The 20,526-nt window shown below is 47.9% G+C and carries 22 protein-coding genes; 20 read left to right on the plus strand and 2 right to left on the minus strand.

Annotation, left to right across the window (positions count from 1 at the left end):
* Positions 1–68: 68 nt before the first annotated feature.
* The 13 genes from nadB (at position 69) to yajC (ending at position 10,986) form a co-directional block, all read left to right on the plus strand.
* Complete coding sequence (gene nadB / locus BZ167_RS16480) at positions 69–1,634, plus strand: L-aspartate oxidase (protein WP_039254365.1); 1,566 nt, start codon at positions 69–71, stop codon at positions 1,632–1,634.
* On the plus strand, positions 1,616–2,464 hold the full coding sequence (gene nadC, locus BZ167_RS16485; RefSeq protein WP_015417919.1) for a carboxylating nicotinate-nucleotide diphosphorylase: 849 nt from the start codon (positions 1,616–1,618) through the stop codon (positions 2,462–2,464). The genes nadB and nadC overlap by 19 nt, the downstream gene beginning before the upstream one ends.
* 1 nt (position 2,465) lies before the next feature.
* Complete coding sequence (gene nadA, locus BZ167_RS16490) at positions 2,466–3,569, plus strand: quinolinate synthase NadA (protein WP_077392146.1); 1,104 nt, start codon at positions 2,466–2,468, stop codon at positions 3,567–3,569.
* A 126-nt stretch (positions 3,570–3,695) separates the two neighbouring features.
* Positions 3,696–4,883 (plus strand): SafA/ExsA family spore coat assembly protein, encoded by a 1,188-nt coding sequence (gene safA / locus BZ167_RS16495; RefSeq protein WP_061860757.1) that lies wholly within the window; start codon positions 3,696–3,698, stop codon positions 4,881–4,883.
* A gap of 148 nt (positions 4,884–5,031) precedes the next feature.
* Positions 5,032–5,625, plus strand: a complete 594-nt coding sequence (locus BZ167_RS16500) for a YhcN/YlaJ family sporulation lipoprotein (protein WP_014721606.1) — start codon at positions 5,032–5,034, stop codon at positions 5,623–5,625.
* 133 nt (positions 5,626–5,758) lie between these two features.
* Entirely contained in the window at positions 5,759–5,878 is a 120-nt protein-coding gene (locus BZ167_RS20745; RefSeq protein ID WP_007612850.1) for a hypothetical protein, read from the plus strand.
* 132 nt (positions 5,879–6,010) lie between these two features.
* A complete protein-coding gene (locus tag BZ167_RS16510; protein ID WP_015417917.1) occupies positions 6,011–6,520 on the plus strand; it encodes a sporulation cell-cell signaling protein BofC in 510 nt (169 codons plus the stop codon).
* 134 nt (positions 6,521–6,654) lie between these two features.
* Complete coding sequence (gene ruvA / locus BZ167_RS16515) at positions 6,655–7,260, plus strand: Holliday junction branch migration protein RuvA (RefSeq protein ID WP_003152683.1); 606 nt, start codon at positions 6,655–6,657, stop codon at positions 7,258–7,260.
* Positions 7,261–7,270: 10 nt separating this feature from the next.
* Positions 7,271–8,275 carry a Holliday junction branch migration DNA helicase RuvB gene (gene ruvB, locus BZ167_RS16520; protein WP_007408185.1) on the plus strand — a complete coding sequence of 335 codons (1,005 nt, stop codon included), beginning with the start codon at positions 7,271–7,273 and terminating at the stop codon, positions 8,273–8,275.
* On the plus strand, positions 8,268–8,468 hold the full coding sequence (locus BZ167_RS16525; RefSeq protein ID WP_003152687.1) for a DUF2905 domain-containing protein: 201 nt from the start codon (positions 8,268–8,270) through the stop codon (positions 8,466–8,468). The genes ruvB and BZ167_RS16525 overlap by 8 nt, the downstream gene beginning before the upstream one ends.
* Before the next feature lie 25 nt (positions 8,469–8,493).
* Complete coding sequence (queA, locus tag BZ167_RS16530) at positions 8,494–9,522, plus strand: tRNA preQ1(34) S-adenosylmethionine ribosyltransferase-isomerase QueA (protein WP_003152692.1); 1,029 nt, start codon at positions 8,494–8,496, stop codon at positions 9,520–9,522.
* A gap of 27 nt (positions 9,523–9,549) precedes the next feature.
* Positions 9,550–10,695 carry a tRNA guanosine(34) transglycosylase Tgt gene (gene tgt, locus BZ167_RS16535; RefSeq protein WP_007408186.1) on the plus strand — a complete coding sequence of 382 codons (1,146 nt, stop codon included), beginning with the start codon at positions 9,550–9,552 and terminating at the stop codon, positions 10,693–10,695.
* Between the two features lie 30 nt (positions 10,696–10,725).
* A complete protein-coding gene (gene yajC / locus BZ167_RS16540) occupies positions 10,726–10,986 on the plus strand; it encodes a preprotein translocase subunit YajC (protein ID WP_003152695.1) in 261 nt (86 codons plus the stop codon).
* A 51-nt stretch (positions 10,987–11,037) separates the two neighbouring features.
* Here yajC and BZ167_RS16545 read toward each other — a convergent pair whose 3' ends face one another.
* The gene (locus BZ167_RS16545; protein ID WP_003152697.1) at positions 11,038–11,424 is read right to left on the minus strand and encodes a TIGR04086 family membrane protein; all 387 of its coding nucleotides are present in this window, start codon (positions 11,422–11,424) and stop codon (positions 11,038–11,040) included.
* Between the two features lie 166 nt (positions 11,425–11,590).
* Between BZ167_RS16545 and BZ167_RS16550 the strand changes: the two genes are divergently transcribed.
* The gene (locus BZ167_RS16550; RefSeq protein WP_003152699.1) at positions 11,591–12,247 is read left to right on the plus strand and encodes a DUF421 domain-containing protein; all 657 of its coding nucleotides are present in this window, start codon (positions 11,591–11,593) and stop codon (positions 12,245–12,247) included.
* A 7-nt stretch (positions 12,248–12,254) separates the two neighbouring features.
* On the opposite strand, the gene spoVB is transcribed toward BZ167_RS16550, so the two are convergent.
* Positions 12,255–13,811: a stage V sporulation protein B gene (spoVB, locus tag BZ167_RS16555; protein ID WP_015417915.1), complete on the minus strand. Its 1,557-nt coding sequence runs from the start codon at positions 13,809–13,811 to the stop codon at positions 12,255–12,257.
* Positions 13,812–13,926: 115 nt separating this feature from the next.
* On the opposite strand from spoVB, the gene BZ167_RS16560 reads away from it, so the two are divergent.
* From BZ167_RS16560 to BZ167_RS16585, 6 genes are all read left to right on the plus strand, one after another.
* The gene (locus tag BZ167_RS16560; RefSeq protein ID WP_007408189.1) at positions 13,927–14,223 is read left to right on the plus strand and encodes a post-transcriptional regulator; all 297 of its coding nucleotides are present in this window, start codon (positions 13,927–13,929) and stop codon (positions 14,221–14,223) included.
* Between the two features lie 36 nt (positions 14,224–14,259).
* Positions 14,260–16,479 carry a protein translocase subunit SecDF gene (gene secDF / locus BZ167_RS16565; RefSeq protein WP_015417914.1) on the plus strand — a complete coding sequence of 740 codons (2,220 nt, stop codon included), beginning with the start codon at positions 14,260–14,262 and terminating at the stop codon, positions 16,477–16,479.
* A 131-nt stretch (positions 16,480–16,610) separates the two neighbouring features.
* The gene (locus tag BZ167_RS16570) at positions 16,611–17,108 is read left to right on the plus strand and encodes a cation:proton antiporter regulatory subunit (RefSeq protein WP_044801628.1); all 498 of its coding nucleotides are present in this window, start codon (positions 16,611–16,613) and stop codon (positions 17,106–17,108) included.
* A gap of 63 nt (positions 17,109–17,171) precedes the next feature.
* Positions 17,172–17,498: a LapA family protein gene (locus tag BZ167_RS16575; protein WP_015417912.1), complete on the plus strand. Its 327-nt coding sequence runs from the start codon at positions 17,172–17,174 to the stop codon at positions 17,496–17,498.
* A 55-nt stretch (positions 17,499–17,553) separates the two neighbouring features.
* A complete protein-coding gene (recJ, locus tag BZ167_RS16580; RefSeq protein ID WP_015417911.1) occupies positions 17,554–19,914 on the plus strand; it encodes a single-stranded-DNA-specific exonuclease RecJ in 2,361 nt (786 codons plus the stop codon).
* A 5-nt stretch (positions 19,915–19,919) separates the two neighbouring features.
* Positions 19,920–20,432, plus strand: coding sequence for an adenine phosphoribosyltransferase (locus BZ167_RS16585; protein WP_003152714.1), 513 nt, complete (start codon positions 19,920–19,922; stop codon positions 20,430–20,432).
* The last annotated feature ends 94 nt before the right edge of the window (positions 20,433–20,526 follow it).

Below are 20,526 nucleotides of genomic sequence, written 5' to 3' on the forward strand. Positions count from 1 at the left end.
TGAGTTTATTTTATCGTTGTGTAAATATAGGTGTCAAGACAGGTGTAAACGTAACGGGAGGTTGATGTATGTCTGAAAAAACAATTATCGTCATTGGTTCGGGGACGGCGGCCCTTGCCTGTGCTTCCTCATTTCCTCCGTCATACCAAGTGACCGTCATCACAAAAAGAAACGTAACGAACAGCAATTCGCATTATGCTCAAGGCGGGATTGCTGTTTCATACGCAAAAGATGACTCGATAGAATCCCATGTGAACGATACACTGTATGCGGGATGCGGACACAATGACGTGACAGCCGTGCGGCATTTGCTGCAAAGCGGACAGAGCATGATAAACAGGCTGATAGAAGGCCATTTCCCTTTTGATACGAAGTCGGACGGAACGTTTTGTCTCGGCAGGGAAGGCGCTCATTCCAAAAGGAGAATTCTGCACGCCGGGGGAGATGCGACCGGACGGATGTTGGTTGAGTTTCTGGTTCAGCAGGTGAGGGACGGCATACGGATCATTGAACACGAGACGGTTGTTGATCTGCTGATTGAACACGGACGATGCGCAGGTGTTGCCGTAAAGGATGCTTCAGGCGCCGTTTCTTACAGAAGAGCGGATTGTGTAGTGCTTGCATCAGGCGGCTGCGGCAGTCTGTACCAATATCACACAAATGATTCCGCCATAACGGGAGACGGCATCGCTCTTGCCTTCCGCGCGGGAGCTGAGATCACGGATATGGAGTTCACCCAGTTCCACCCGACCCTCCTTGTGAAAAACGGGACTGTGTACGGCCTGATTTCTGAAGCAGTGAGAGGAGAAGGCGGATATTTAGCGGATCGCTTCGGGCGCAGGATCATGGCTGGCAGACACGCGCTTGAAGATTTGGCGCCCCGGGATGTGGTTTCACGGGCGATTTATGAAGAAATGATGAAAGAAAATCCTGTTTTTATAAATTGCAGCCGAATAGCCGATTTTAAGAAACGTTTTCCGACCATAACAGAAATTTGTCAAACAGCCGGTGTTGATCTTGAAAGCGGGGTTCCTGTAGCACCCGGAATGCATTTTTTAATGGGCGGAGTAAAAGCCGATACCTGGGGGAAAACGTCCGTGCCTGATTTGTACGCCATAGGCGAGACCGCCTGCACAGGATTGCACGGGGCGAACCGCCTTGCGAGCAACTCACTGCTGGAAGCGCTGGCAAGCGGGCAACGATGTGCTGAACATATCATTCAAACACCGTTAAACGGAAGATATAAAAAAACCCCGAAGAAATCTGACGTCATCTTACAAGTGCCGGACACAGCGCTTCATGTGCTCCAAGCCAAAATGACAACCGGAGCGGGCATCGTCAGGGAAAAAGAAAACATGCAGGCGCTGGCATCCTGGCTTAACAACGTATCTGTGCGTCATATAAATGTGAAGGATATCACAATAGAACAAGCCGAGCTATCCTGCCTATGGAAGACTGCGCAACTTGTTGTGACCTCAGCCCTTATTCGGGAAGAAAGCAGGGGCGCTCATTTTCGCGCTGATTTTCCCGGGACGGAGAAAGAGTGGCACGGAAAACAAATCATTCATTCAACATCTGGAACAGTTATCAGAAAAAACGAAAGGATTGGGGAACTATGGACATTCTGCAGCTGAAACAAATGCTGACTCATTTTTTTCAGGAAGATATCGGAACGGGTGATGCGACGTCACAAGCGATTTTTTCTGATCAGCAATGTAAAGCGCGAATCATCGCAAAAACAGACGGCGTGTTTGCCGGAGAAGCCGTTATCCGTGAAGGATGGAAGCTTTTACACGATGACATCCGCATCCGCTCCCTGAAAAAAGACGGAGAACGGATGAAAAAAGGAGACGTGCTCGCTGAAATGGAAGGCCAGGCGGCGGCTCTTCTTACGGGGGAGCGGGTCATTCTGAATCTCATACAAAGAATGTCAGGCATTGCGACAATGACGGATGAGGCCAAAAGGCGTCTTGATGATCCGTCCATCAAGCTTTGTGATACGAGAAAAACGACACCCGGGCTCAGAATGCTGGAAAAATACGCCGTTCGGGTCGGAGGCGGCTTTAATCATCGCTTCGGCTTATATGACGGCATCATGATAAAAGATAATCATATTGCTGCCTGCGGATCGATAAAGGCTGCCATGGAGCGGGCAAGAAAAACGGCGGGGCAGATGCTTGCGGTGGAAGTCGAAATCGAATCCGAACAGCAGCTGCTCGAGGCAATAGAAGCGGGTGCAGACGTTATTATGTTTGACAACTGTCCGCCTGAGTCCGTCCGGCGTTTTGCAGGCATGACACCGGGTCATATCAAAACGGAAGCATCCGGAGGCATAACGCTCGGTACATTGCCCGCTTTTAAAGGAACGGGCGTCCAATATATTTCACTCGGATTTCTGACTCATTCAGTAAAAAGCGCCGACATCAGCATGGATGTTGAGGCTGCGGAACAGGGGGATTTTTAAGATGTCTATTTTTGACGTGCTAACTGCATCAGCCGAAATGATGCCGAGCCATTATAAAGACATGAGCACAGGAGAAATGGAAAAGCGGGTCGCCGCCATTAAACGGGCTTTCGGAAAGCGCCTGTTCATTCCGGGGCATCACTATCAAAAAGACGAAGTAATACAATTCGCCGATACGGCAGGTGACTCCCTGCAGCTCGCTCAAGTGGCAGAAAAAAATAAAGAGGCGGAATATATTGTGTTTTGCGGCGTGCATTTTATGGCGGAAACCGCTGATATGCTGACTGATGATAACCAAACCGTCATTTTGCCCGACATGCGCGCCGGATGCTCGATGGCTGATATGGCAGATATTCAGCAGACGGACAAAGCATGGCAAGAGCTTCAAGAACTGTACGGTAACACCATCATTCCGTTAACATATGTTAACTCGACGGCGAAAATTAAAGCATTCGTCGGACGGCACGGGGGAGCGACCGTCACCTCTTCAAATGCCCGGAGTGTGCTGAAATGGGCTTTTAAACAAAAAGAGAGGATTTTATTTTTACCGGATCAGCATTTAGGCAGAAATACGGCCTATGACCTCGGCATTCCGCTGACAGAAATGGCTGTATGGGACCCGGTGCAGAACCGATTGCTTACTGACCATCCGGAAAACATTAAGGTTATCCTTTGGAAAGGGCATTGCTCCGTACACGAAAAGTTTACAGCGGAAAATATTTCTCAGCTGCGGCAGCGGGATTCCGGCATCCGCATTATCGTTCATCCGGAATGTTCGCGGGAAGTGGTCTCGCTCAGTGACGACAGCGGGTCTACCAAATACATTATTGATACGATCGAACAGGCTGAACCGGGAAGCAAATGGGCGATCGGCACGGAAATGAATCTTGTTCAGCGCCTCATTCAATCGCATCCGGATAAACAGATTGAATCATTGAATCCCGATATGTGTCCGTGTCTGACAATGAACAGAATCGACCTGCCGCATTTATTGTGGTCGCTTGAGCAGCTTGAAAAAGGCGAGCCGAAGGGTGTCATTAAAGTTCCGGAAGCGGTTCGGACAGAAGCGCTTCGTGCTTTGAACAGAATGCTGAGTCATACGTAATTATAAAAATTTCCCCTCCTTCCCAAATTTTTTATCATCATGCCCAGTCCATCGGCATATAGTGTGAAGAAACGTATTGTAATGACAAATGTACCGTTCACGTTTTGTGCATAGGAGGGGAAAACGTTGAAAATTCATATCGTTCAAAAAGGCGATTCGCTCTGGAAAATAGCTGAAAAATACGGAGTTGATCTTGAAGAGTTAAAAAAACTGAATCATCAGCTTAGCAATCCAGACTTAATTATGCCTGGAATGAAGATAAAGGTGCCTTCAGAAGCCGTTCCGGTCAGAAAAGAACCTAAGGCCGGCTTCGGAACGTCTGCGCATAAGCATGAGCATCCATATGCCAAAGAAAAACCGAAATCAGTTGTGGACATTGAAGACACCATACCGGAAGAACCAAAGCCGTCAATTCCGTATGTGCCGCCAATCCCTGAAAAGCATGAAAATGTGCTGCCGGAAGCTGATATGAACCAATATTACCCGTCCAATCAGCTGTTTCAGCCGTGGTCGCCTCCTAAGCCGGAGGAACCGGTGACACATTTTGTCGAGCCGAAAGAAAAAGAGCATGACAATAACATTCCACAACAGGAGGAAATGATCAACATGGAAAACGCGAATTACCCGAATATGCCAAAGGCGCCTGAAGCCGGAAAGATGGAAGAAGAAAACGCCGCTTATCATCTGCCGAACATGCCAAACATTCCGAATGTCCCGTTTCCGAATATGCCGGCCGTTGAACCGTCTTTTATGCATTACCCGATGCCGTGCATGCCTTGTCCTTGTCCGGTTCCGGTGACACCGATGCTGCCGGGTTCGGGACTATGCCATCCGTGCTTCCCGGTAGGCGGAGGTTTCGGCGGTTTTGGAGGAGGTTTTGGAGGCTTTCCGGTAATGCCGATGCCGTTACCATACGGATTCCATCATCCGGGATTTGGGCCGCAAGCGGGTTACGGTGAATATGAAAACCAGGCCCATGAAAATGCAGAGCATTATGATGGTTCTGCATCTGGTTTCGGCGGTGCTCCGTACGGTCAAATGCCGTATTACGGCGGATATTCGTCACATTACGCAAACGCGCCTCATCATGATGGGAAATATAAGGATGATGATTGCGGCTGCCATGATTCACATCATCACCACCATCACCACGGTTCACATCACCATCACGCAAATATGCCTGTGCAGCCGTATCCGAATATGGGTGCAAACGCCGGATATTTTATGCCTTACGGCGGAGCAAATCCTAATGCCGCGCCGAATCAGCCGAGTCCAAATCAAGTATTCGGACGGCCGGAGGAAGAAGAAGATTAATGTTTCGGGACGATGTATGTCGTTCCTTTTTTTATGTCCAACTGAGGAATGGACATAACTGACAAGCTTAAACCCGCCGCCCGCCGCGCATCCTAAACATGAGCGGAAAACGCTCAAAACAGCGATGAATCCACGGGGGGTTTTTCCATTGGGTAAAAAACTGATGACGATCGCGGGCGTTTTAGCCGTGACGGCAAGCTTAACGGCATGCGGAGCAAATAATGCCATGAATGACGGACGCTACAACCAGTCAACACGTCCGGTCGGATATTATTCGAATGATAATGGTAACGGCAGAGGCCAGTACGGAATGGACCATCAAGGACCCGTTTCTGAAATGATGGAAAACCGAAACGGCCGTCATAATACGACAAACGTGTCCGATCAGTACGCGCCTAATGACGGGGTTCCGTTAACGACGGACGGCACATATAACGGCCGAAATGTCAATACGCCGCCGGCAGCAATGTCTTATAATGGGTATGACAACGCCGAAAACATCAGGTTGGCGGCAAAAGTTGCAAACCGCGTGAAAAAAGTAAAAGGCGTACAGGATAGTCAGGTCATCGTGACTGACACGAGAGTCGTCATTGCCGTCAGAACAAATCATCCTTTTACGAAGAATGATGATAAACATGTCAAACATGCGGCCAAAAAATTCGCGGACGGCCGTACAATTCAAGTGTTTACCGACAACGCTACTTTTACAAAGCTGCAAGACATGAACAGAAACAGCCGTTAAACGGGACTGCCGGATGATTTCATCCGGCAGTATTTTTATGGATAAAGCTTCATCATTTCTTTACATATTCTTAAAACGCTCTTTATATTGCGGTGTTAACATAAAAGTAATAAAACGTAACGGAGGGGCCGGGATGAAAAAAACGGAGCATGACAAAAGCCGCGGAGCAAAAACTGTGTATCTGACCGTAAGGGGATACCGGCTCAAACTGACGCCCGGACAAATGAAACTGATTTCAGCCGGTCGGGCATAATCATCGCAGCAGCCCTCATTTAGAGAGCTGCTTTTTTTCGGCTGAAACAGACAAATGAAAGAAAACGATTAAGCACCGGCATCTTTGGTCAAACTAGCATCAAGAGTTTGATTGAATAAAGAGGTGTTATTGGTGAAACGAATTTGCGGTGCTCGTCTATTGTTTATGCTTGTCTTATCGGCTGCAGTCCTGATTTGCGGAGGAAAAGGCGCATACGGGGCGGAGGTTGAGCATTACGGGCCGCTTCGGGTGCACGTCCAGCTGGAAAAGGTCTATCTGGACGGTGATGTCGGCATCGAACATACGGATGAAACCGTTTTGGCGATGGAGGATTTTTGGGCCTCATATGCCGGCTGGACGCTCGTTGAGCAGAAAAAAGGCTTCGTCCTTTTCCGTAAGCATGTTGATGACATTTCTCCGCTCAGTAAGGTTAACGGTTATATCGGCGTCACGGACGGAGGCGTCATCTCCACTTTTCACGGCCGTCCCGGATCGCTGGCCGAGCCGATTCAATCTTTCTTCCAGATTGATATAGAAAGACTGGAAAGCCGATTGCAAAAGCACTTGGAACACGGCATACCGTACAGGACAAAAGCGGAGTTTGAGAGCGTGATCGATCATATTAAGACTTACAGCGGCTGACTTTGACGCAAGACATGTGACACATGTCTTTTTTTTCTGAATGGAAGGTGTCAGAGCGAACATACGTTAACTTTTCTATAAGACTTTGGCTGTTTTTGTGTTACAATGATAAGCAGTCAAAGAGGTGAATAGGTGTGATTGAATTCGTGAAGGGGACGATTGATTATGTATCTCCCCAATACATCGTGATTGAAAACGGCGGAATCGGCTATCAGGTCTTCACTCCGAATCCGTTTATTTATAAGGTAAGCAATCAAGAGACCATTTTTACGTATCATCATATAAAAGAAGATGCCTTTTCTTTGTACGGTTTTTCAACCCGGGAAGAAAAAGCGCTTTTTACAAAGCTGCTGAACGTCACCGGCATCGGGCCGAAAGGGGCGCTCGCCATCCTCGGTTCCGGTGATCCCGGAGCCGTCATCGAAGCGATCGAACAGGAAGATGAAGCCTTTTTGGTGAAATTTCCGGGTGTGGGCAAAAAAACGGCGCGGCAGATTATTCTTGATTTGAAAGGCAAACTTGCCGACGTCGTGCCTGAAATGATTGACAACCTGTTCAATCATGAAGCGCGCATTGAAAAACAAGAGGCTGAAACGGCGCTTGACGAGGCGCTTGAAGCGCTCCGGGTTCTCGGCTACGCCGAAAAAGAAATTAAAAAAGTGCTTCCTCACTTAAAAGAGGAAACGGCGCTTTCAACAGATCAATATGTGAAAAAAGCATTGCAAAAATTATTAAAGTAAGGTGATGTTCATGGATGAACGGCTCGTTTCAAGTGAAGCAGACAGCCATGAATCAATAATCGAGCAAAGCCTCAGGCCGCAGAATCTCGCCCAGTATATCGGCCAAAAGAAAGTGAAAGAAAATCTGCGCGTGTTTATCGATGCGGCGAAAATGAGGCAGGAAACGCTGGACCACGTTCTTTTATACGGGCCTCCGGGTCTCGGGAAAACAACGCTTGCGTCTATCGTGGCCAATGAGATGGGTGTGGAGATGCGGACGACGTCAGGTCCCGCCATCGAAAGACCGGGAGATTTGGCAGCCATTTTGACGGCGCTCGAACCAGGGGATGTGCTGTTTATAGACGAAATTCACAGGCTGAACCGCTCAATTGAGGAAGTGCTGTACCCGGCGATGGAGGATTTCTGCCTTGATATTGTCATTGGAAAAGGCCCGTCCGCCCGCTCCGTCCGTCTCGACCTTCCCCCTTTTACGCTTGTAGGAGCGACGACAAGGGTCGGATTATTGACCGCACCGCTCAGAGACCGGTTCGGGGTGCTGTCGCGCCTTGAATACTATACGCAGGAAGAGCTGACAGATATCGTGTCAAGAACGGCTGACGTTTTTGAAGTGGATATCGAAAAAGCCCCGGCTCTGGAAATCGCCAGACGGTCAAGGGGAACGCCGCGGGTTGCAAACCGTCTGCTCAGAAGGGTGAGAGATTTTGCCCAGGTGCTCGGCGACAGCCGCATCACGGAAGAAATCGCTCACGACGCGCTCGAACGTCTTCAAGTCGATGCGCTCGGCCTTGACCATATCGACCATAAGCTGCTGATGGGCATGATCGAAAAATTCAGCGGCGGTCCCGTCGGCCTTGATACGATTTCCGCGACAATCGGCGAAGAACCGCATACAATAGAGGATGTGTACGAACCGTATCTGCTGCAGATCGGATTTCTTCAGAGGACGCCGAGGGGACGGGTCGTGACTCCGGCTGTGTATGAACATTTTCGATTGGAGGCGCCCGCCCGTGACTGACTTTCCGAAGGTTCTCATGGTTCTCGGTGCCGTTTTGCTTATTGCCGGCGCAGTCTGGCACTTTGTCGGAAGGCTGCCCGGAGATATTTTCGTTAAGAAGGGAAATGTTACATTTTTCTTTCCCGTTGTCACTTGTATTGTGATCAGTGTGATACTATCCATTCTGCTTAATTTTTTCGGCAGAATGAAATAACAATAGACAGAATTAAGGTGAAATGATGAAAGTCGATTTATTTGATTTTGAACTGCCTGAACGCCTCATAGCCCAAGTGCCGCTTAAAGAGCGTGACGCATCGCGGCTGATGGTGCTCGACAAACAGACGGGCGGGCTGACGGACAGTTCATTTAAAGAGATTGTAAGCTTTTTTAATGAAGGGGATTGCCTCGTCTTGAACAATACCCGTGTGCTGCCTGCAAGATTATTCGGCACAAAAGAAGATACGGGAGCGAAAGTGGAGCTTCTGTTATTAAAACAGGAAGAAAATGATACATGGGAAACGCTCGTAAAGCCGGCGAAACGCGTAAAAAAAGGAACGGTCCTGACATTTGGCGACGGCCGGCTGACAGCGGTCTGCACGGAGGAGCTTGATCACGGAGGCAGAAAAATAGAATTCCGGTATGACGGGATTTTTTACGAAGTGCTTGAATCACTCGGTGAAATGCCGCTGCCTCCTTATATTAAAGAGCAGCTTGATGATAAAGAACGGTACCAGACCGTCTTTTCAAAAGAAATCGGATCTGCCGCAGCTCCGACTGCCGGACTTCATTTTACGGAAGAGATTCTGGACGAGCTGAAGCAAAAAGGTGTGCGGATTGAATTTATCACACTTCATGTGGGACTCGGCACATTCCGCCCGGTCAGTGCGGATGATGTGGAAGAGCATAACATGCACGCGGAATTTTATGAAATGACGGAAGAAACCGCCGCCTCTTTAAACGAGGTCAGAAAGGCGGGAGGGCGCATTGTGTCGGTCGGGACGACATCCACGCGCACCCTGGAAACCATTGCCGGCGAGCATGACGGCGTATTTACCGCTTCAAGCGGCTGGACGTCCATCTTCATTTATCCGGGATATGAATTTAAGGCGATTGACGGCATGATCACCAATTTTCATCTGCCGAAATCTTCCCTTATCATGCTCGTTTCTGCGCTTGCCGGCAGAGAGCATGTTCTTTCCGCCTACCGTCATGCGGTAGAAGAGGAATATCGTTTCTTCAGCTTTGGCGACGCCATGCTGATTATCTAATTTGAATGACAGGAGGCCTCATACAAAGTGGCTGAACAACCGATACGTTATGAATTTATAAAGGAATGCAAACAAACGGGAGCGCGCCTGGGCAGAGTCCATACGCCCCACGGCTCCTTTGAGACGCCTGTATTTATGCCGGTCGGCACGCTTGCTACGGTAAAGACGATGTCTCCGGACGAGCTGAAATCTATGGATGCGGGCATTATTTTAAGCAATACGTACCATTTATGGCTCCGCCCGGGACACGACATTGTAAAAGAAGCGGGCGGGCTTCATAAGTTTATGAACTGGGACCGCGCGATTTTAACGGATTCCGGCGGTTTTCAGGTCTTTTCATTGAGCAAGTTTCGTAATATAGAAGAAGAAGGCGTTCATTTCCGCAATCACTTAAACGGAGACAAGCTGTTTTTATCTCCGGAAAAAGCGATGGAAATTCAAAACGCCCTCGGCTCTGATATCATGATGGCGTTTGATGAGTGTCCGCCGTATCCGGCAGAGTATGATTACATGAAACGCTCTGTGGAACGGACCAGCCGCTGGGCGGAACGCTGCCTGGAGGCGCACGGGCGCTCAGATGAGCAGGGGCTGTTCGGAATCGTACAGGGCGGAGAATACGAAGACCTGCGGACACAAAGTGCAAAAGACTTGGTTTCGCTTGATTTTCCGGGTTATGCCATAGGCGGGTTATCTGTCGGCGAGCCGAAGCACGTCATGAACCGAGTGCTTGAGTTTACAACTCCGCTTTTACCGAAGGACAAGCCGAGATATTTAATGGGTGTGGGTTCACCGGATGCTTTAATTGACGGCGCCATCCGCGGCGTGGATATGTTTGACTGCGTACTGCCGACCCGGATTGCCCGAAACGGCACGGTGTTTACGAATGAAGGGCGTCTGAATATGAAAAACGCCAAATATGAGCGTGATTTCCGTCCGATTGACGAAGAGTGCAGCTGCCATACATGTAAAAATTACTCCCGCGCTTACATCAGACATTTGATCCGCTGTAATGAAACGTTTGGAATTCGATTAACAACTTACCATAACCTTCATTTTCTGTTACACTTAATGGAGCAGGTCAGACAAGCCATCCGGGAGGATCGTCTTGGTGATTTCCGAGAAGAGTTCTTTGAGCGTTACGGCTATAATAAGCCAAATGCGAAAAGCTTCTAAATAAAACCATTCTTGAAAGGAGGGAAACAGATGGGTACTTTAGGCACAATCGTTCCTATTATTTTAATGTTTGCAGTGCTTTATTTCCTGCTCATCCGTCCGCAGCAAAAGCAGCAGAAGGCCGTACGCCAGATGCAGGAAGAGCTGAAAAAAGGGGATTCAGTGGTGACAATCGGAGGATTGCACGGCACTGTTGATTCAATTGATGAAAGCAAGGTCGTCATTAAAACAGGTGATAACACCCGTTTAACATTTGACCGCCGCGCAATCAGAGAAGCTTCCGCTGAATAACAGCGAAGCTCATACATACAAAAAAAGAGCGGAGAATCCGCTCTTTTTTTATTACGCTGATCTGCTTCCTTTCAAATTCACTCCGAAAATGCCGCCCAGCATACTGACTCCCAAAAAGCCGAGATGAAACAAAAGCTGACCGGATGTAAACGTTTTTCCGAACCCTAAATATTGAAACAGCAAGATGATTAATGAAAAACAGACGGCGGTTAACGCTCCGATCATCCAGCCTTTTTCCTTCGCTTTGCCGCCCGATATAAAACCGCCCGCAAATAAAGAAAGAAAGGAAAGCGCGGTGATCAGCCAGCTGAAAGATGATTCTTCCATTGAGGTAACCGTCAGTAAAAGCGAAATTGCCAAACTCGTAAGAAGCATCACCGCAAAAATAGCCACTAAGCCGTACAAGACGCCTCTTCCCACTTGTTTCGTTTCTTCCATTTTTATCTCCTCTCCGCTCTGCGGCCTGATATATGACAAGCCGGAGCCCGTCTTTTTCTAAATGTATTCTCTTAATGTTCGAATTAGACGTAAATGCATGATGTTCAGCCCGTTTCTTACATAATTCAGAGCCGATGGCAAATGCTATGACCGTTGGAGGTGCGATATGGAAGATATTTTCATTATTACGTTTCGTACGATTGTGCTTTATTTTATCATTCTTGTGATTTTCAGACTGATGGGAAAACGGGAAATCGGAGAACTGAGCATTTTAGACCTTGTCGTCTCCATTATGATTGCCGAGATTGCCGTATTGGCAATTGAAAATGTAAAAGATAAGCTTTTGCATACGATTGTGCCGATTGTCGTTTTAATGATTATTCAAGTAAGCCTTGCTTTTATTTCGCTCAAAAGCCAAAAAATACGGCAGCTGCTTGACGGAAAACCCACCATTATTATCAAACAGGGAAAAATTGATGAACGGGCGATGAGATCGCAGCGCTACAATTTTGACGATCTTCTTATGCAGCTGAGGGAGAATAACATCGATAGAATCTCTGACGTGTCATATGCCATTTTGGAGTCTTCAGGCAAACTGTCGATCGTCAAAAAGAAAAACAATAAGGATAAGCAGATGGAAACATCGCTTATCGTTGACGGGGTCATTCAGAACGAGCATCTGGACAGAATCGGGAAAGATAAACACTGGCTCGAAAAAAATTTAGCAAAAAGAGGATATCGCGATCTTTCGGTTATATCATTCTGCACGTTTACGGACGGCGCTTTTTTTATTGATCTTAAAGATGAAAAAGGGGAGCCATGAATCGGTTTCACCGCGTGACGAACTTGCCGATGACCGGAATCCGGATCAGCTCTTCCCTTTTAATCAGCTTGAATAACAGAAGAAGCGCAATGTACAAAATCGCGGTCATTGCAATCCAGCCTGTGAGATTAACAGCCTCTGATCCTGAAAAATGAACGGCGTGCTTGATGATGCGGCTGACATAGCCGCAAATGAATATGACGGCAAAACAGAGCGCGTATTCTTTTATTTTAATGCTGATCGGAAGCACCTTGCTTACGGTGGCCGCATGCAGCAGGGTGACAAGAACCATCCCCGTTACAATCGCAAGTGCGGCGCCCATGATGCCCAAGGAAGGCCTGGTCGCCAAAACAAAAATTAGGCCAGTTTTGACAGCGGCGCCGATAAAACTGTTCATCATGGCGGCCCCGGCTAAATTGAGAGCCTGCAGCACCGCCTGAAGGGGCCCCTGAAAATAGTAAAGCAGAAAAAACGGCGCCATCACTTTAACAAATACCGCCGCATTCGTTGATCCGTACATGACGGACATCAGTTCATCAGCGAAAGAGAATAAAATAACCACCGAAATGCCTCCGCTTAAAAGACACAGCCGCATCGCCTGTTCCAGACGGTATTCGACAACTTGCAGCTTTTTTTGCTCCATTCCTTCACTGATCGCAGGAACAAGTGCCGTTGACAGAGAATAGGTTATAAAGCTGGGCAGCGTCAAAACCGTCATGGCAAATCCGGTCAGCTCCCCGTACTGGCTGGTGGCGGCAGCGGTGGCCACTCCTGCAATCGCAAGGCTTTGCGCGACGACAATAGGTTCAAAAAACCAAGATAAATTTCCGATGAAGCGGCTTCCGGTTGTTGGGAGCGACACGCTCATCAGCTGGCGGAAGGTTTCTTTTCCATTTGCGATTGACTTGAAAAATTGTTTTCTGATTCTGATTGTTTTATTTGCTTTAAAACAAATGAATAAATAAATAAGAGAGGCAAGCTCCCCGATGACAGACGAAATCATGGCTCCGGCTGCGGCATATTCAATCCCGTACGGCAGAAACACCGTCGTGCAGACCGCGACAAGTGAAATCCGCACGATCTGCTCAAGCACTTGGGAAAATGCGAGCGGGTTCATATTCTGCCTGCCCTGAAAGTAACCGCGCAGCACGCTGGAGATCGCGATAATCGGCACGACGGGCGTAATCGCCAGAAGCGGATAAACCGTGCGCTGATCCGTCAGCATCGTTTCGGACATAATCGGCGCAAAGCATAAAAACAGCGGCGTGAAGATGAGACTTAATATCCCGGTGACGGTAAGCGACATCACTAAAATGTGTTTCATTTTCTGCCTGTCCCCCCGCGCGCTTGCTTCAGCGACAAGTTTGCTGATGGCAACGGGGAGGCCGAATTGAGTCAAAGTGGTGGCCAAGAAAAATGTCGGGGCAGCCATCATGTATAAACCGACCCCTTCTTCACCGATAAACCGGGCGATAACCACCCGGTTGACAAAGCCGAGCATTCTCGTAATCATCCCGGCTGCGATGAGAATAAGAGTGCCCCTTAAAAAAGTCTGTTTTGCCATTTTATAAACCCCTGCCTTCTCAAACTACCTGGAATCATATACAATAAAGATATGCGCCGATGTCGTCCGAGCATGACAAGTCTTCGAGAAAAATGGAAAAAGGAGCGAGCGCCCAGTGGAGAAACATCCCGCCGAAATGTACAAAGATCATTTGCGGCCTTTCTTGTACAGTAAACTTGAAGAGTTCAAAATCCTCGGATACGATGATGTTGAGCACGAAAGTTTATGGTCATACTTAATACATAAAAAGTGGAAACAGAAAAAGGAACTGCCGCTGCATGAATTGGCCGGTCATATTTTATCAGTTAAAATTGGCGATTTTATGAACTATGCAACCGTTGAAGCTTTTAAGTCGTCTAATTGGCTGGAAAGCGATGAGGGTCAGGAAGCTTTAGATGAACTGCTGAGATAATGATTTGACGGCATAGGTTTAAGGAGGAAATACATAATGAAAAAAGGACGCTTGATTGCGTTTTTCCTGATCGTATTATTGATCGGCACAGGGCTGGGGTATTTTACAAAACCGGCTGCCAATAATATTACGTTAGGATTGGATTTACGCGGCGGGTTTGAAGTTCTGTACGATGTGCAGCCCGTCAAAAAAGGCGATAAAATCACAAAAGACGTGCTCGTCAGCACGGTGCAGGCGCTGAACCGCCGGGCTAACGTTCTCGGCGTAAGCGAGCCGAACATTCAGATTGAAGGAAATAACCGCATCCGCGTACAGCTGGCGGGCGTCACGAATCAGAACAGGGCGCGCGAAATTCTGTCAACGGAAGCGCAGCTCTCGTTCAGGGATACGAATGATAAAGAGTTGTTAAACGGCTCTGATCTCGTGGAAAACGGCGCGAAGCAAACCTTTGATCCGACGACGAACGAACCGATTGTCAGCGTTAAGCTGAAGGATGCGGATAAGTTCGGAGAAGTGACGAAAAAAGTCAAGAAAATGGCGCCTAATAATCAGCTTGTGATCTGGCTTGATTACCAAAAAGGCGATTCATTTAAAAAAGAAGTCGGCAAAAAACATCCGAAATATGTATCCGCTCCGAATGTGAGCCAGGAATTAAACACGAAGGATGTCACGATTGAAGGTCAGTTCACCGTTCAAAAAGCGAAGGACTTGGCCAATATTTTAAACGCGGGCGCGCTGCCTGTGAAACTGACCGAAAAATACTCTACTTCAGTAGGGGCGCAATTCGGACAGCAGGCTTTGCATGATACGGTAGAGGCCGGCATCATCGGTATTGCAATTGTTTTCTTATTTATGCTGCTTTATTACAGACTGCCTGGACTCATAGCGGTAATTACGCTTTCTGTATACGTATATATTACGCTTCAAGTGTTTGACTGGATGCAGGCGGTGCTGACGCTTCCGGGTATTGCGGCGCTCATTTTGGGTGTCGGGATGGCGGTTGACGCCAACATCATCACCTATGAACGGATAAAAGAAGAACTGAAACTCGGCAAATCCGTCCGCTCAGCTTTCCGTTCAGGGAACAGACGGTCATTCGCGACGATTTTCGATGCGAACATTACAACGATCATCGCAGCGGTCGTGCTCTTTATTTTCGGGACAAGCTCTGTAAAAGGGTTTGCGACGATGCTGATTCTGTCAATTCTGACAAGCTTTATTACAGCTGTCTTCCTTTCAAGATTCCTGCTCTCCCTTCTCGTGGAAAGCAGATGGCTTGACCGGAAAAAAAGCTGGTTCGGCGTCAAGAAAAAACATATTATGGACATTCAAAAGACCGACGAAAATACTGAACCGCATACGGCATTCCAAAAATGGGATTTCACGAGCAAGCGAAAATATTTCTTTATTTTCTCAAGCGCTGTAACCATTGCGGGAATTATCATCTTGCTGGTCTTTAAGCTCAACCTGGGAATCGATTTTGCAAGCGGCGCGCGGATTGACGTGCAGAGCAATCATGCATTGACGGCGCAGCAGGTTGAAAAGGACTTTGACTCTCTCGGCATGGATCCGGAAAACATCGTGCTCTCGGGTAAAGAGAACCATGTTGCCGCGGCCCGGTTTGTCGGAGAGCCATCTAAAGAAAAAATCGCTGAAATCAAAACGTACTTTAAGGACAAATACGGATCTGAACCGAACGTCAGCACGGTATCGCCGACAGTCGGAAAAGAACTGGCCCGTAATGCTTTATATGCTGTCGCCATTGCATCAATCGGCATCATTATTTACGTATCAATACGTTTCGAGTACAGAATGGCTGTCGCCGCAATTGTATCCCTGCTGTATGACGCTTTCTTTATCATCGCGTTTTTCAGCATTACAAGGCTGGAGGTCGATGTCACCTTTATCGCCGCTATTCTCACCATAATCGGTTACTCGATAAATGATACGATCGTTACATTTGACCGGATACGCGAGCAGATGAAAAAACGCAAGCCGAAGTCATTTGCCGATCTGGAACATATCGTGAATCTGAGCTTGCAGCAAACCTTTACACGTTCGATCAATACGGTCTTGACCGTTGTGATTGTTGTCGTCGTGCTGCTCATTTTGGGCTCATCGTCAATTACAAACTTCTCCGTCGCTTTATTGGTCGGTTTATTGACGGGCGTTTATTCCTCTCTTTACATCGCCGCGCAGCTGTGGCTTGTATGGAAAGGTAAAGAATTTAAAGGGAAAAAATCAATCGAAGAGTAAAGTGGGAACAGGCTGTCTTGCAGAAGGCAGCCTGTTTTTTTAGGCCGCATTGAACTTAAAACCTGCATTTGCTATAATGACATACGCTTACATAATCAATCATCATTGTAAAAACATGTAGGAGGGTTCTTATGAACGTTCGTGAGTCGGAGCTTCCGGGCATCGGCCAGAAAGTAGAAGTCATTACGAAAAATCACGATAAAATCAGTATTATTCTTCATGATGACGGCAGAAAAGAGCTCTATTACTTCGATGAGAATGATCATGACGAATGCCTGGCATCCGTTGAATTTAACGACGAAGAGGCGAGGCAGATTTCCGCTATTTTAGGCGGGATGACGTATAAGCCGAAAGCGCTGGAATCTGTGGAAGTTGCGCTTGATGACCTCGTCATTGAGTGGTTTAAAGCCGAATCTCATGCACCGGCTGTCAGCCGTACAATCGGAGATTTGGAGATCAAGAAACATTACAACGTCCAGATTATTGCGATCGTAAAGAAAAACCGGCAAAAACAGCTGAGCCCCGGCATTGATACCGTAATTGAAGCAGGGGACACCCTCGTCATATCGGGTGAAAGAAGCGGACTGAAAAAGCTGGTCCGCGAGCAGTTAACGGCCCGGATTTCCTGAGACCGGGGTTTACTCCCGGGAAAATGGGGGAAAAGATAAGAATGAACAATTGGGGGCAGACGCATGAATAAACAATGGACTATTATATTCGCTTTACTATTTACTTTGATTGTCGCCATCTTTGCTGTCATTAACGTGCGGGCGGTTGAGGTTGATTATCTGTTCGGAACCGCTGAATGGCCGCTGATTTTAGTCATTTTAGGCTCTGTGTTAATGGGAGCGCTGATCGTGTTTTCGGCCGGTATCTTTCAAGTGATGAAACTGAAGCGCGAAATTAAAATGCTGCGGAAAGAAAACAGATCCGAGGCTGAATTGACGACTGAATCGGACGGCCAAAAAACAGCCGCGCCGCCGGAAGAAATGCTTGAAGAGAAAAAAGGATCAGAATAACATTTGAAACCCCTCAGTCCGCTCTAGTATAATAGGGTGGTTGAGGGGTGAATTTATGTTAGCGTCAAAAATGCGCTGGGAAATCCAGCAGCCGGATCAGGAAAAAGTCAAATCACTCACAGAACAATTGGACATAACACCTCTTGTGGCATCACTGCTTGTAAAAAGAGGTTTTGATACTGCCGAAAGCGCAAGGCTGTTTTTACATACAAAGGATGCAGACTTTTATGACCCGTATGAATTAAAGGGAATGCGGGAAGCAGTTGATCGGATAAAACTGGCGGTTTCTCAAGGGGAACCGATTATGATTTACGGAGATTACGATGCAGACGGCGTTACAAGCACGTCGGTGATGCTGACGGCACTCAGACAGCTGTCGGCGGACGTTGACTTTTATATTCCCGACCGTTTCACAGAAGGCTACGGCCCGAATGAACAAGCTTTCCGCTCCATAAAAGAGCGGGGATTTTCGCTGATCATTACAGTGGATACGGGAATCGCCGCCGTCCATGAAGCTGAAGTTGCAAAAGAGCTGGGCTTAGACGTCATTATTACCGACCACCATGAGCCGGGACCCGAGCTTCCTGACGTATTTGCGATCATCCACCCGAAGCAGCCGGGCTGCGGCTATCCGTTTAAAGAATTGGCCGGCGTCGGTGTGGCGTTTAAGCTTGCCCACGCGCTTACGGGTTCTTTGCCGGAAGCTATGCTGGACTTGGCGGCAATCGGTACGGTTGCAGATCTGGTGCCTCTTCATGATGAAAACAGATTAATTGCGTCACTCGGAATCAAAAGGCTTAGGACGACAAATCGGCCGGGCCTCAAAGCCCTGATTAAGCTTTCCGGCGGAGATATCGGACAAGCTGATGAGGAAACGATCGGATTTCAGGTCGCGCCGAGGCTCAATGCCGTCGGAAGAATAGAACAGGCCGATCCCGCCGTCCATCTGCTGATGACCGAAGATCAGTTTGAAGCGGAGGAACTGGCTTCGGATATTGACCGGCTGAATAAAGAGCGGCAGAAAATGGTGAAAACCATGACCGAAGAGGCTGTTGAAATGGTTCAGCAGCAAGGCGGAAACCCGTCTGCCATTGTAGTGGCAAAAGCCGGCTGGAATCCGGGAGTCGTCGGTATTGTCGCATCGAAGCTGGCTGAACGTTTTTACCGGCCCGCTGTTGTGCTTGGGATAGATGAGGAGCAGGGAATCGCTAAAGGGTCGGCGCGAAGCATCAGAGGCTTCAACCTGTTTACGAGCCTTTCACAGTGCAGAGACATTCTTCCTCATTTCGGCGGGCATCCGATGGCGGCAGGAATGACGTTGAAGGCTGAAGATGTGGCGGAATTAAGGGACAGGCTGAATCAAATGGCTGAAGAAACCCTTACGGAAGAGGATTTTATTCCCGTTCAGGAGGTTGATCTTGTCTGCGGCGTAGAAGACATAACCGTTGAAAGCATTACAGAATTAAATATGCTGTCGCCGTTCGGCATGCTTAACCCTAAACCGCATGTGATGGTGAAAAATGCCGTGCTTGATGATGTGCGCCTGATCGGAGCGAATAAAAATCACGTGAAAATGACGGTGAAAAGTGATTCCGCCGTCCTTGACTGCGTCGGCTTTAACAAAGGAGAGCTTGAAGCCGGAGTTGTCCCCGGATCAACGATTTCCATTGTCGGCGAGATGTCCATTAATGAATGGAACAACAGAAAGAAGCCCCAGCTGATGATTAAAGACGCTGCGGTGCCGGAATGGCAGCTTTTTGATATCAGGGGCAAGCGGACGTGGGAAGACACGGTCACCGCGCTGCCGAAGGAAAAACGGGTGCTCATCAGCTTTAACGAAAAAACCGCTCAGAAGCTCCGTGCAAAAGAGCTGTCGGGCGAGCTGGCCGGGATCACATCGGAATCCGAGGCGGAAGCTCTCCAGCTTGACGGAAAATATGCCGTTTTTCTGGATGTGCCGCCGTCAGCGGATCGCCTGCAGCATTTGCTTGACGGAAAGAAGCCGGAACGGATTTATTTTGTTTTTATCAATCATGAAGAACATTTCCTGTCCTCATTTCCATCTCGGAATGATTTCAAGTGGTTTTACGCATTTCTCTTGAAAAGGGGCGCTTTTGACTTCGGCAAGCATGGTTCAGAGCTTGCGAGACACAGAGGATGGTCAATTGACACAATCAATTTCATGACAAAGGTGTTTTTTGATCTCGGTTTTGTTAAAATAGAAGATGGTGTGCTGTCTGTCGTGAGCGGCGCGAAAAAACGCGACCTGGCAGATTCGCAAACCTATCAGGTAAAACAGCAGCTGATGGAATTAGACCAGAAGCTCAATTATTCCGCAGCCCATGAGCTGAAGGAATGGCTGAATAAGCTGATGAACCAAGGTTCAGAAGCTTATGAAAGTACGAGGAGGACATAGAACAGATGGATCTTAAAAAATACGTAACAATTGTGCCCGATTACCCGAAAGAAGGCGTACAATTTAAAGATATTACGACATTGATGGACAAAGGCGACGTATACCGTTACGCCACTGACCAAATTGTTGAATATGCAAAAGAAAAAGAAATTGATTTAGTTGTCGGGCCTGAAGCGCGCGGCTTTATTATCGGCTGTCCGGTTGCATACGCTCTCGGAGTGGGCTTTGCGCCGGTTCGGAAAGAAGGAAAACTTCCGCGTGAGGTCATTAAAGTCGATTACGGTTTGGAGTACGGAAAAGACGTACTGACGATTCATAAAGATGCGATTCTGCCGGGACAGCGCGTGCTGATTACTGATGACTTGCTTGCAACAGGCGGCACGATCGAAGCAACGATTAAGCTGGTCGAAGAACTGGGCGGCGTCGTAGCCGGTATTGCGTTCTTAATCGAGCTTTCTTACCTTGACGGCAGAGACAAGCTTGACGACTACGATATTTTAACATTAATGAAATATTAACCGCATATGGAAAAAAGCACTCGTGTCAGGGTGCTTTTTTCCTATTATTTCATCATCCTGACAGATTCTTTAGGTGTTTTGAACTTCTGCCCTT

Origin of the sequence: Bacillus sp. 275 (assembly GCF_001999205.1) — a bacterium.
GTDB classification, from domain to species: Bacteria; Bacillota; Bacilli; order Bacillales; family Bacillaceae; genus Bacillus; species Bacillus velezensis.